Origin of the sequence: Algoriphagus sp., assembly GCF_013373065.1 — a bacterium.
GTDB lineage: Bacteria > Bacteroidota > Bacteroidia > Cytophagales > Cyclobacteriaceae > Algoriphagus.
The window spans coordinates 100,249-112,529 of sequence record NZ_JABXIN010000008.1 but is presented as its reverse complement, the minus strand read 5'-3'; the positions used below and the strand labels follow the sequence as shown (position 1 = coordinate 112,529).

Here is a 12,281-nt window from a genome sequence, read left to right as displayed (position 1 = left end):
AAAAGGAAAGTTTTGGTGATGGCTGACAAAATTACAAGATGCAAAGACTTTTCCTTGTACAATTCGTCAGTTTTTCCCCTTCGGAAAAGTTTTTGAGAGTGATATTCCTTAAAAGATGTGAATTCGTCCAACGGAAATGAGTTTTGATCGTCAGGTTGAAAAACGGAAAAGCATGGAAAATTTATTAAAAACAACAGCAATTGGATTTATGGCGGGCTTAGGCGGAGCCGCCTTTTGGAGTGTGACAGATTTTTCTCCAAAGGAAACTGTCCCATCCAATCCCATCAAAATTGAAGAAAGCCATTCGCTTTCTGTTGGTGAAGATTTTAAGCCAGCGCCAAGGACTTTTTCGACCAATCCACCCATTTCATTTGTTGCTGCTTCGGAAAACAGTACCGAATCGGTCGTTTTCATCAAAAACTTTTCTGGAAGTGACCCGAGAAGGTACAGTATGTTCGATTTTTTCTTCGGAACAGGGCCAACCCAACAAGTAAGCACCGGATCAGGTGTAATCATTTCTGATGATGGTTATATCGTCACCAATAACCATGTCATTGACCGAGCAGAAACCATAGAAGTAATTCATAAAAAGCGAACTTATCAGGCTCGGCTTGTTGGAACGGATAAAAACACCGATATAGCTGTTTTAAAAATTGATGCGAAGAACCTTCCAGCTATCAAGCGCGGAAGTTCGCGTGATTTACAAATCGGAGAATGGGTTATTGCTGTTGGAAACCCATTTAATTTAACTTCTACCGTTACCGCAGGAATTGTTTCAGCTAAAGAAAGGCAGATCAATATTCTAGGTGGTGATTTTCCCTTAGAAAGTTTCATCCAAACGGACGCACCCATTAACCCTGGAAACTCCGGTGGGGCTTTGGTCAATGTGGAAGGTGAATTGGTTGGGATTAATACCGCCATCCTCTCCCGTACCGGTTCTTATACTGGCTATGGCTTTGCCGTACCAGTCGACATTGCAATGAAAGTAGCCAATGATCTGATCAAATTTGGCGAGGTTCAAAAAGCAATTCCAGGAATAGAAGCAGTAGAAATTACCCCCGAATTAGCAGAGGAAATGAAAATCGAATCCTTAGACGGGGTTATTGTAACGCATGTTATCCGGGAAGGAGCAGCAGAGTCAGCTGGCATAGAAAGAAGTGATGTTATCGTCCAGATAGATGACCAAAAAATCACGGGAATGGGAAGTTTCGAAGAAGCACTTTCCTATCACTATCCAGGGGACCAGATCAAGGTTTCATATACCCGAGAAGGGAAATTAAATACCGCTGTGCTAACCCTTCAAAATCTAGAAGGAGGAACGGGAATTCTCAAGCGAGATTATTATAGTTCTAAACTACTAGGAGCAAGACTTGAGGCCGTTAATGCCATCGAAAAAGACCGATTAGACATTTCCTATGGAATCAAGATCACAGGTCTGACAAGAGGCTATTTAAGAGATCTGGGCTTGCGGGATGGCTTTGTGCTAACACAAATCAACCGAGAACCTGCAAAAGACCCTGAAAAAGTCGGGAAATTCTTGGAAGATTTTAGCGGAAAACTGCTTTTGGAGGGTGTAGCACCTAATGGACAGCCATTTATGCAAAGCTACACGGTGAGATAAAGTGGCTTCCTAACAAATTATTCTTTAGCTTTAAATAAAGAGCAACAATATGAAATCTCTCCCCCCCTCTTGCGAACAGTGTTTTGAACAATTTAAAATAGCACTCGAAGATCTTCGCCTTTTTGTAGGACAAGAGAATGCAAAAACAAAATCTGTAAACCACTCCAGAGAGTTAATTACGGATTTCGAAGTTACGCATGAGTTGGCTTTGAAAGTGATCAAAACCTATTTAAAAAACCAAGGAAAGGGTCCATTTTCAGGTTCTCGAGACCTTACAATAGAGGCTTTCCACGCAGACTTGATTGATGATGGAAAAGGGTGGCTGGATATGGTAATTGACAGGATAAAATATAATCCTATTTACGATCTGAATACGCAAAAAAACTTCTTGGATAATATTTGTCATAAATACATCCAACTTTTAGAAAAGTTTGAAGATACAATGGAGAAAAAGCTCTATTGAAATTAGTAGGAGCGCATTTTAAACTTCTTTTTCAGCTCATTTACTGAGTTCTTGAAGTTTGTATCTGTATCCATCATATCATTTACCGTAGTCAATGCGTGGATTACGGTAGAATGGTCTCTTCCTCCAAAATGATAACCGATTGATTTAAGGGAATGATTGGTGAATTCTTTTGAAAAATACATTGCCACTTGACGTGCGATGACAATTTCTTTTTTTCGGGTTTTAGCTTTTAAATCATCCAGTTCGATACCAAAATATTCAGCAACCGTTTTTTGGATAAAGTCTATGCCTACTTCGGTCTCAATATCCTTGATAATGTTCTTCATAACAGATTTGGCAAGCTGCAAATCGATTTCTACACGATTCAAGGAAGCATGAGCAATCAAGGAAATCAAAATACCTTCCAATTCCCGAACATTAGTATCTACTGTATAAGCCAGATATTCAACCACATCATCTGGAATAAAAATCCCTTCAGATTGCATTTTTCTCCGGATAATGGCTACCCGGGTTTCAAAATCTGGCATTTGAAGATCTGCCGTCAAACCCCATTTAAAACGTGAAAGCAATCGCTCTTCAAGTCCTTTCAAATCTCTTGGAGGACAATCCGAGGTCATGATAATCTGCTTCTTATTTTGATGGAGATGATTGAAAATGTGGAAGAACATCTCCTGGGTACGATCTTTACCTGCTAGGAATTGAATATCATCAATAATCAGGACATCCACCTGCATATAAAAATTCGTGAAGCTTTTCACATTACCATCTTTGATGGAATCCATGAATTGATTCACAAATTTCTCTGAGGAAACATAAAGGACAAACTTATCTTCAGGTCCATTTTTAATTTCATTGCCGATCGCTTGCACCAAGTGAGTTTTACCTAAACCTACCCCTCCATATACCATGAGCGGATTGAAAGAAGTAATCCCGGGTTTTGTAGCTACTGCAAAACCGGCAGACCTTGCCAATCGGTTACAATCTCCCTCAATGTAGGTGCTAAAAGTATAATTTGGATTCAGATTACTCTGCATCACCATATCATCGGCCAAACTTTCCATTTGAAATGGTGATTTTTTTTGATCCTGTTCGGAGGTATTGGAGGCTTTTTTTGCTCCGTGATTTCCTTGTGGATACGAAACTACATATGGCTGATTTGCTGAGTTTCCCCGATCTACAACCACTGCATATTCCAAGCGCCCACTTTGTCCTAAGACCGTTTTAATTGCAAGTTTGAGCTCTTGTATGTAATTATCTTCAAGCCATTCATAAAAAAACTGACTGGGAACCTGAATGGTCAGGGATGTCCCTTCCAACTTGACCGGATTGATGGGTTTGAACCAAGTAGAAAAGCTCTGCTCGTTAACGTGCTGTTCAATCACACGTAAACACTCATTCCATACTGCGCTAGCTTCTGAACTCATTAGAGAAAATTTCTGAAATTTTTAACCGGTCAGGTTTCTACAAGGGAGTCAAATTTGAGTAAAAATCAATTAAATAAAAAATCTTATCCCCCTTGAAATATTGAAAACTTGAACTGTAGTCCCATTCATCTAAAACTATCTATTTAAAGGCAAACTTTGGAACATGGTTCAAATTAACGCTAATAAGATTTTTAATTTTCCTATTTAAGCTACTCCAATTCCTTTTTAGCAACTTTTAGCAGTCAAAATGATTTGGATTTGTCTTTCTGAAGAGCAGCCTTTATTCCATTGAAGTATTCTTTTTCCAACAATCCCGGCTCTTTCATTAATTTTGACTAACAATAAATCTGAGAGAATAAAAACCCAAAAACCTACCATGAGCAATCAGGATTTTTTTCCTTTTAGACCAACAGATAAGGTAACCTGGAAAAAGCAGGTTGAAAAGGACTTGAAAGGAAAGGACTTCGAAAAAACCTTAGTAAGTACTGTTTGGGATTCCATTCGGCAGGAACCCTATTATGACGAGTCTGATACGGATGATAATGTGACTGCCTTGAGTTTTCATCCCAATCCTGAAATTCCAGCACTGGGAGCACGCCAATGGGCTAATGCTGTTGAAATTTTTTCAAGTGATCCTAGTTCGATGAATAAACAAATCCTCCATGATCTTCAATTGGGAGCAGATGCCCTAGTGATCTATGCTGAGGAAGAGATGAACTGGGAAGTGATTTTGAAACAAGTCCATTTGGAATACATCACGATCTATATAAAACCTATCCCAAGCAATTTGTCCTCTGTTTTTGATTTTTTTGAATTTCTGGAAAACTCCGGCTTCGCAAAAGAAAAATTAAAAGGGGCTATCCTTTGGTCACCAGCCGATTCACTATTTGAAACCAATTCGGATTGGAATGAAAATTTAGAATTGGCCAAAAAATTAATCATCAAATCATCAGAATACCTACATTTTCACGGGTTGACAGCCAATTTTACCCGGTATTCAGATGCGGGGGCTAATGGATTAAGCGAATCTGTTTTTGGAATATCAGAGTTGATCGAATTAGCTGACGGTTTGGAAAAAACCGGAGTTTCTACCAACGATTGTTTCAACTCCCTGTCCTTTTTTATCGGCGTCGGAAAAAATCACTTTCCAGAAATTGCTAAGCTGAAAGCACTTCGAATTTTGATATCAGACCTAGCTAACAAGTTTGGTGTTGATTTGAATGCTTTCCAGATTGAGTTCATTACCACCTCCAGTCTTTGGACCAAAAGTCTTATTGACCAAAACAACAATTATATCCGTCAGTCTTACGAAGCTATTTCAGCAATCTTAGGGGGTGGCAATACCCTCTTGGTTAGAACAGTAGAAAGGGCAAAGGCATCCGAACTATCAAGACGGGTTGCTCGAAATATTTCTAGTATTTTGAAAGAAGAGAGCTACTTGGACAAAGTAATGGATCCGGCCGCCGGAAGCTATTACTTGGAGTCTCTGATTCAAAATCTGCTAGATACAGTCACCCTAGAAATTGAAAAATTAGAAGCTGAGGGGGGATGGCTAAAAGCATTCCTAGACCGATCCATACACCAAAAGGTTAGGCAAGAGCGGCATGACAATCAACAAGCTATTCTAGAAAATCAAGTGAGCAAAGTGGGTGTTAACCGCTATCAGGCAAGCGGTAATTTGATTAATAATTTGCCATTAAAGTCAGAGGTAGAAAAAGACTATCAACTTCTACCCAGCAGAGAAAGCTACCTTGTCGAACAAGAAACCCTTCAGGCATGAGACCGGATTTAACTAACTGGAAAATAAAGGCAAAGGCCTCCACTTCAAACAATGAGGTGAGCTCAAATTGGATTGCAGCGGAAAAAATTACTATTCCTTCAAGCTTTGATCCAGAATCGATAAAAAAAATTGAGCATTTAGGATTTTCAGCGGGACTTCCACCCTATCTACGGGGTCCTTACAGTACGATGTATGTGATGCGCCCATGGACCATTCGACAGTATGCAGGCTTTTCAACTGCAGAAGAATCCAATGCGTTTTATCGAAGAAACTTAGCAGCCGGTCAAAAAGGACTATCTGTCGCTTTTGATTTACCAACTCACCGAGGCTATGATTCTGATCACCCTCGAGTTGTTGGGGATGTCGGGAAAGCTGGAGTTGCCATCGATACGGTAGAAGATATGAAGCTTCTTTTTGATCAGATTCCTCTGGATCAAATGTCAGTTTCCATGACTATGAACGGGGCTGTGATTCCAATTTTGGCTTTTTACATTATTGCAGCTGAAGAACAAGGAGTAAGTCCTGAAAAGCTAAGTGGAACCATTCAGAATGACATTTTGAAGGAATTCATGGTTCGAAACACCTACATCTATCCACCTGCCCCAAGCATGCGAATCATCGCGGATATTTTTGAATATACTTCTAAGAAAATGCCCCGATTCAATTCCATTTCCATCTCTGGCTATCACATGCAGGAAGCAGGGGCGACAGCCGATTTGGAATTGGCCTATACCTTAGCAGATGGATTGGAATATTTAAGGACTGGAGTTCAGGCTGGCTTGGATATAGATGATTTTGCCCCTCGCCTATCTTTCTTTTGGGCCATTGGGATGAATTATTTCATGGAAATTGCAAAAATGCGAGCCGGTCGATTGCTATGGGCAAAGATTGTAAAGCAATTCAATCCCAAAAACCCCAAATCCATGGCTTTGCGAACTCATTGCCAAACTTCAGGCTGGTCCCTGACTGAACAGGATCCTTTTAATAATATTACCCGGACAGCTGTAGAGGCTTTGGGTGCAGCCATGGGACATACGCAATCCCTCCACACCAATTCCTTGGATGAAGCCATTGCCCTTCCTACGGATTTTTCGGCTCGAATTGCCCGAAACACCCAATTAATCCTTCAAGAAGAATTGGGAATTACAAAAGTGGTGGATCCTTGGGGAGGATCCCTTTATGTAGAATACCTGACCGATCAATTAGTTAAACAAGCTTGGAAGCTGATCGAAGAAGTCGAAGAATTGGGAGGAATGGCAAAAGCTATCGAAGCGGGAGTTCCAAAACTTCGAATCGAAGAAGCTGCGGCTAAAAAACAAGCCCGAATTGACAGCGGACAAGATATTATAGTCGGAGTGAATCGATTCCAAGTTGAAGAGGATTCTGATATTGAACTACTGGAAGTAGATAATCAATCTGTACGTCTTTCTCAAATTCAGCGAATTCAGGAAGTTAAAGCCAAGCGAAACGAAGAGGCTGTGCATAAATCCTTGAAAGCTATTACCAAGGCAGCCCAAGAAAAAAACGGAAACTTACTAGATTTAGCCGTCCAAGCAGCCCGAAATCGCGCCACATTAGGTGAAATTTCAGAAGCCATGGAAAAGGTATTTGGAAGGCATCAAGCCCAAACCAAATCTGTCACAGGTGTTTATGCAGGAGAAGTGAAAAATCAAGATTCATTTAAAAAAGCGGTTGAATTATCTGATCAATTTGCAGCAATGGAAGGCCGCAGACCAAGAATCCTGGTTGCCAAGATGGGACAGGATGGTCATGACCGAGGTGCCAAGGTAATCGCTACAGGTTTTGCCGACATGGGTTTTGATGTTGACATTGGGCCACTTTTCCAAACCCCTGAAGAGGTCGCCACTCAGGCCATTGAAAATGATGTTCACATCGTAGGAGCATCCTCTCTAGCTGCAGGTCACAAAACACTGATTCCTCAACTTATTGAAGAGCTTAAGAAGCTCGGCCGCCCGGATATTATGGTGGTTGCGGGAGGCGTGATACCTCCAAAAGATTATGAGTTTCTCCATGAAGCTGGGGTCTCTGAAGTATTCGGACCCGGAACAGTTCTTTCGGAAGCGGCCATCAAAATTTTGAATAAATTAATGAATTAAAAGGGGGGTTAAATAGCCCCCTATTTACTTGAGCTTTGGTGAATTTTAGGCTATCTTAAAGAAGAATTTAGGGTAGCCCACCATGAAAAATTACCACTTATTTTTTGACCCAAATTTGGATGAAGGAGAACGAAAAAATTTCTTCGAGAAACTTGATCCCCAACCTGAAAGTATCCAAATCTTAGAAGAGCTGGATTGGTCCTCTTTTTCAAAAGATGAATTCCTCCTCCTTTGGGTAAATGATATTCAAGGAAAAGAAATCTTGAAAAGCTATCCCGAAGAAGGGCCCAAGCTCATTTTTTTACCTCATCCCGAGCTGCAACTAATTGCAAGGTCAATTGGAGTTCCTGTTTCTAAAGAAACGGCTTTCAAAAATTTTCAAGACGCAGAAGAAGTACCTCAATTCGATCTTCTAGAGATCAATGGCAAATTATGCCTTAACTCATTGGTGATCGGAGATTCATTGAGTGTTTTGTACGATACATTTGGCAAAGGTTTTTTTGAGAACCTGAAAGAACGATTTGCTCGATTTTTCAAATTATTCAAACGAGTAAAACTTCAAAAGTTTCGAATCACCTATCAGTCAGGAGAAGAAGAAAAAGTCCTTGAAACTGCAGCTATGGGTGTATTGGCAGTTCCACATTGTGAAAGTAACCTCCTTTTTAAGCGCCTAATTCCCCAAAGTGGCTTGGATGATTCCTTGATTCATATAATCCTCGTTTCGCCCAAAAGCTTACTATCTATCATTTATTTCGGAATAAAAACGCTGTTTTTCTCTATCAAATCCAATACCATCCCGGACTTCCTATCCTACATTTCAACGTCCAAGATTAGTATTGAAACAGAGGAACCCATTCCCTTTGCCATTGATGGGGAGGAACAGCAAGGATCCAAAATCGACTTACAATTAGCTGAGAAAAACGTTCGTATCCTTTCTGGGTTTGAAAGTCAGAAAACTAAAGAAACCAAGCAACGGGAGATTAATGTTCAAAAATTGCCAAAGGGAACCCTTCTTGAAGCATTAACAGGAAGCCATCTACCATGGGTTCGGCATGCTACTACGGAAGAATTTAAGGATTTATTCACCCTCCTTCGACAAAATGCCGAAGCCTCGGGAAGCTTCTTGGTATTGATGGCCTTGTCAACATTGATCGCCACCTTCGGGCTCTTTGGAGATTCGAGCCCTGTAGTTATAGGGGCGATGATTCTAGCTCCTTTGATGGGGCCTATTATTTCGTTGGCTATGGGAGTTCTGCGGCAGGATGGAAGTTTGGTCAAAAACAGTCTTCGCACCATTTTTTTCGGGATGTTGATCGGGCTGTTTTTTGCTGTTTTAATTACCTGGATCACTCCTCTAAAAAGCCTTAATTCTGAAATCATAGCTCGGATTCGCCCTAATTTATTGGATTTGGGTGTTGCTGTTGCCGCAGGAATTGCAGGCGCTTATGCACATTCAAGAGAGGAGATAGCCAAAACATTGGCTGGAGTCGCCATTTCAGTAGCCCTAGTTCCTCCTTTGGCAGTTGTCGGAATTGGTTTAGCCTGGGCTAATTGGAATGTATTCTGGGGAGCCGCACTTTTATATGGAACAAACCTAGCAGGAATCGTATTGGCTGCAGCACTGACTTTCTTAATGCTTGGATATAGTCCGTTTCGGCTTGCCACCAAGGGTCTTCTGCTGAGTGTGATCATTTTCATTTTGGTTACAGCTCCCTTGGTATTGAGCTTTCGAAATATGGTGGCTGAAAATGATCTAATTCAAAATCTAAGTGGGAAAGAAATTCCCCATGGTTTGATGCGGGAAGTCAATGTTTTAGAAATGAGCCCACTTCGCCTTTCGGTCACCATCCTATCTGAAAAAGAGCTTAAAGAGTCGGATTATTTAGAAATAAAACGAGAAATAGAATCAGTCGTGGGTGAACCTATCGAATTGGAATTAACCCTTGGTGTGAAGGTTTTTGAATAGTTAGATTTGCATTTCCAACAAAGCATAACTCAGGCTTTTCCCATGCGCGTCCAAAGCCAAAGAGGTGGTGACTCCTCCTGCCAATGCATCTTCACAAGTGAATTGTAATGCATGAATTGAGGGCAAAACATAGCGGGTCACATTCCCATTTACCTGATTTTGAAGATGACTTTTCACCCGTTCAGCAGTTATGTTTTGAACCAACCAATCAAAATCTTTCACATCAAAAGGGATCAAAGACAACACCAAAATATTCCCTTTATCACCTGCTCGACTGTGGGCTATATCTGCTAATTTTTTCATACTGAAAATAAATGAAAGCTGGGTTTAACTTGATTCCGATCCAAAAGCGTAGACACCACCCCAACAACTTGAGTGACCATTTTTCTAGCACCTCCTCCACCAGCAGGTCCATTGGTATATAGCGCTTCGACTTCCTCTCCAATTAGTTGTGCCTGCTCCATATTTTCACACATCCCCACCACCCGAAGCCTGACTTCATAGGGGTTGGAATTCTTTGATAATTCAGCCGGGTGTAGCGAATTCAAACCGATAAAATCGATTCTGAGATTAGCCACTAGTCTTTTAATTCGCTTCTCAATGATCTCTCCTGCCAATCGGACTCGTTCAATTGCATGCGCCCCAGCATAAGAAATCTCACCTTCCCCTTTAAATCCAGCTTCATACCCGACACTTACCTTGTATTTTTCCGGCTTTTCGATTCCACTTCCTCCAGTTACCTGAAGTTGATCAAAAGCAATCTCTTCAAATTGGACGGTCGAAAAATCCGCAACTACATCAGGAGTGAAATAATGATAAGGATCCAATACCTCATAAAGTAACTGCTCTTTGGCAATTCGCTCAGAAATCATACCGCCAGTTCCTTTGACTTTTGAAATAATCCCTCTCCCATCGGGAAAAACATCCACAAAAGGATACCCCAATTGGTCTAAATCAGGAACAGGTTTGGAAATAGGATCCGCAAAATATCCACCGGTCAACTGTCCGGCACATTCCAAGAGATGTCCCAATACTGTTCCTTTTCCCAATAAATCAAACTGATCCAATTTCCAACCGAATTCATGAATCATAGGAGCTAAAAAAAGCGAAGGATCAGCTACTCTTCCCGTTATAATTATATCTGCATCTGAAGCCAAAGCTGGTAAGATTGCCTCTACTCCCAAATAAGCATTGGCTGAAACCAGTTTCCCCTGAGATCGGATGGGCTGTTTATTTTCTAGGGAATGCTCCTCTCCTGAAAGGAATTCAAAGACATCATCTCCAATGACTGCAGCTACCTTGAGAGAAAGAGTTTGGGCTTTGGCGAGCTCTATAATTTTCTTCGCTCCAGAAATGGGGTTTGCAGCTCCCATATTTGTAATTAATCGGGTATTATGACGCAGCAACAATGGAAGTAAATCCTTGAGCCGTTTTTCCAAAAGGACATCATACCCAAGTTCTGGATTTTGCAATTTTCTTTTTTGTGCCAAAGCAATCGTTCGCTCAGCAAGACATTCCAATACTAAATAATCCAGATTCCCTTTTTCTGTAAGAATTAAAGCTGGTTCGATCCGATCACCCGAAAAGCCTGCCCCGCAACCGATTCTAATTTTTTCCTTCATATTAAATATGGATTACTCCGATTAGGACAGCCACCGTCAACATCACCATGGTTACCAAGAAGGCTAGCGGGATGGTCTTTTTTTGATGATCGCCTAAATCCACTCCTGCCAAGCCAACCAATAAATAGGTGGATCCAGTTAGGGGGCTAACCGGAAAACCAGTAGTCATTTGACCAAAAATAGCTGCCTGCCCTACCTCTAAGCCACTAACCTGAAAAGACTCAGCAGTCGAGGAAAGCAAGGGCAAAATACCAAAATAGAAAGAGTCAGGATCAAAGACCAGACTAGCAGGCATGGACAAGATTCCAGTCAATAGCGGCAATTGCCTTCCCATGAATTCAGGGAGAATAACCTGGATTCCATTTGCCATGGCCTCCATCATTCCACTTCCTTTTAGGATACCAGTAAAACATCCTGCTGCGAATAAAATACTTGCCATCAATAAGGCTTCCTTGGCATGTGCATCCACCCGCTCCTTTTGATCGGCAACTTTGGGAAAATTGATAATTAACGCCAACCCAAAAGCAATCATAAAAACCGCATAGGGAGGAGCAAAGCCCAACACGATGGAAGTTACCGCCAAAAGAATCAACCCGATGTTTACCAGAAACTTCCACTTTGGAAGCTTGACTTCATTTATATCGGAGGATTCAATTTCTATAGAAGGTTCAGACTGAATATGAATTCGTTCTTTTTTCCCTAAGAAATATGCAATTCCCAAAACTGTCAGCAAACCTGCCAAAAAAGGAATAAATACGGGATTGAATAGCTCTGTGACTGAAACTTCCAAAGCCGATGCCGCCCGAATAGTGGGGCCTCCCCAAGGTAAAATATTCATGGTTCCTGCAGCAAGCGCAGTAGTACAGGCTAAAGTTAAGCGACTCATCCCAAGCTGATCATAAATAGGCAACATAGCAGGGATTACAACTAAAAAAGTAACCGCACCAGAGCCATCCAAATGCACTAACATAGCTAAAATGGCTGTTACCATGACGATTTTCAAAGGATCATTTCCTGCAAGTTGGAGGAGTTTGCCGATAATTGGTTTGAAGGTACCCGCATCCATCAGCACTCCAAAAAATAGTATGGCAAAAACGAACATGACGCCAGTAGGAGCAATAGATGAAATCCCCTCCGAAATCATTTGGGGGAACTCAGCAGTTTTCCCAGCCAAAATCCCTGTCAGAACGGGTACCAATATCAATGCGACAACCGCAGATGTCTTTTTAGTCAGAATCAGGTAGAGAAGCAATGCAATAGTTAGGATACCCAAGAGAGCCAACAT

General features: G+C 41.2%; 9 protein-coding genes. 5 read left to right on the top strand and 4 right to left on the bottom strand.

The window, feature by feature from the left end; genetic code table 11:
• The first annotated feature begins 172 nt into the window (after positions 1–172).
• Both HWE15_RS06500 and HWE15_RS06495 read left to right on the top strand, forming a co-directional pair.
• On the top strand, positions 173–1,621 hold the full coding sequence (locus tag HWE15_RS06500; protein WP_290506701.1) for a trypsin-like peptidase domain-containing protein: 1,449 nt from the start codon (positions 173–175) through the stop codon (positions 1,619–1,621).
• Positions 1,622–1,670: 49 nt separating this feature from the next.
• Complete coding sequence (locus HWE15_RS06495) at positions 1,671–2,084, top strand: HI0074 family nucleotidyltransferase substrate-binding subunit (protein ID WP_290506700.1); 414 nt, start codon at positions 1,671–1,673, stop codon at positions 2,082–2,084.
• A gap of 2 nt (positions 2,085–2,086) precedes the next feature.
• Here HWE15_RS06495 and dnaA read toward each other — a convergent pair whose 3' ends face one another.
• A complete protein-coding gene (gene dnaA, locus HWE15_RS06490; protein WP_290506699.1) occupies positions 2,087–3,511 on the bottom strand; it encodes a chromosomal replication initiator protein DnaA in 1,425 nt (474 codons plus the stop codon).
• Between the two features lie 376 nt (positions 3,512–3,887).
• On the opposite strand from dnaA, the gene HWE15_RS06485 reads away from it, so the two are divergent.
• The 3 genes from HWE15_RS06485 to HWE15_RS06475 all read left to right on the top strand — a co-directional run bounded on the left by HWE15_RS06485 (position 3,888) and on the right by HWE15_RS06475 (position 9,374).
• Positions 3,888–5,291: a methylmalonyl-CoA mutase family protein gene (locus HWE15_RS06485; RefSeq protein ID WP_290506698.1), complete on the top strand. Its 1,404-nt coding sequence runs from the start codon at positions 3,888–3,890 to the stop codon at positions 5,289–5,291.
• Positions 5,288–7,408 carry a methylmalonyl-CoA mutase gene (scpA, locus tag HWE15_RS06480; RefSeq protein WP_290506697.1) on the top strand — a complete coding sequence of 707 codons (2,121 nt, stop codon included), beginning with the start codon at positions 5,288–5,290 and terminating at the stop codon, positions 7,406–7,408. The genes HWE15_RS06485 and scpA overlap by 4 nt, the downstream gene beginning before the upstream one ends.
• Before the next feature lie 82 nt (positions 7,409–7,490).
• The gene (locus HWE15_RS06475) at positions 7,491–9,374 is read left to right on the top strand and encodes a TIGR00341 family protein (RefSeq protein ID WP_290506696.1); all 1,884 of its coding nucleotides are present in this window, start codon (positions 7,491–7,493) and stop codon (positions 9,372–9,374) included.
• On the opposite strand, the gene HWE15_RS06470 is transcribed toward HWE15_RS06475, so the two are convergent.
• The 3 genes from HWE15_RS06470 to HWE15_RS06460 are packed head-to-tail and all read right to left on the bottom strand — an operon-like array spanning position 9,375 to position 12,281.
• Positions 9,375–9,677, bottom strand: coding sequence for a hypothetical protein (locus HWE15_RS06470; RefSeq protein WP_290506695.1), 303 nt, complete (start codon positions 9,675–9,677; stop codon positions 9,375–9,377).
• Complete coding sequence (locus tag HWE15_RS06465) at positions 9,674–10,996, bottom strand: acyclic terpene utilization AtuA family protein (protein ID WP_290506694.1); 1,323 nt, start codon at positions 10,994–10,996, stop codon at positions 9,674–9,676. The genes HWE15_RS06470 and HWE15_RS06465 overlap by 4 nt, the downstream gene beginning before the upstream one ends.
• Before the next feature lies 1 nt (position 10,997).
• The gene (locus tag HWE15_RS06460; protein ID WP_290506693.1) at positions 10,998–12,281 is read right to left on the bottom strand and encodes a CitMHS family transporter; all 1,284 of its coding nucleotides are present in this window, start codon (positions 12,279–12,281) and stop codon (positions 10,998–11,000) included.

What these genes read in the sequence shown, in the direction of transcription:
- HWE15_RS06465 (WP_290506694.1), bottom strand. Translation starts at nt 10,996, where the DNA reads ATGAAGGAAAAAATTAGAATCGGTTGCGGGGCAGGCTTTTCGGGTGAT.
- HWE15_RS06475 (WP_290506696.1), top strand. Translation starts at nt 7,491, where the DNA reads ATGAAAAATTACCACTTATTTTTTGACCCAAATTTGGATGAAGGAGAA.
- dnaA (WP_290506699.1), bottom strand. Translation starts at nt 3,511, where the DNA reads ATGAGTTCAGAAGCTAGCGCAGTATGGAATGAGTGTTTACGTGTGATT.
- HWE15_RS06500 (WP_290506701.1), top strand. Translation starts at nt 173, where the DNA reads ATGGAAAATTTATTAAAAACAACAGCAATTGGATTTATGGCGGGCTTA.
- scpA (WP_290506697.1), top strand. Translation starts at nt 5,288, where the DNA reads ATGAGACCGGATTTAACTAACTGGAAAATAAAGGCAAAGGCCTCCACT.
- HWE15_RS06470 (WP_290506695.1), bottom strand. Translation starts at nt 9,677, where the DNA reads ATGAAAAAATTAGCAGATATAGCCCACAGTCGAGCAGGTGATAAAGGG.
- HWE15_RS06460 (WP_290506693.1), bottom strand. Translation starts at nt 12,281, where the DNA reads ATGTTGGCTCTCTTGGGTATCCTAACTATTGCATTGCTTCTCTACCTG.
- HWE15_RS06495 (WP_290506700.1), top strand. Translation starts at nt 1,671, where the DNA reads ATGAAATCTCTCCCCCCCTCTTGCGAACAGTGTTTTGAACAATTTAAA.
- HWE15_RS06485 (WP_290506698.1), top strand. Translation starts at nt 3,888, where the DNA reads ATGAGCAATCAGGATTTTTTTCCTTTTAGACCAACAGATAAGGTAACC.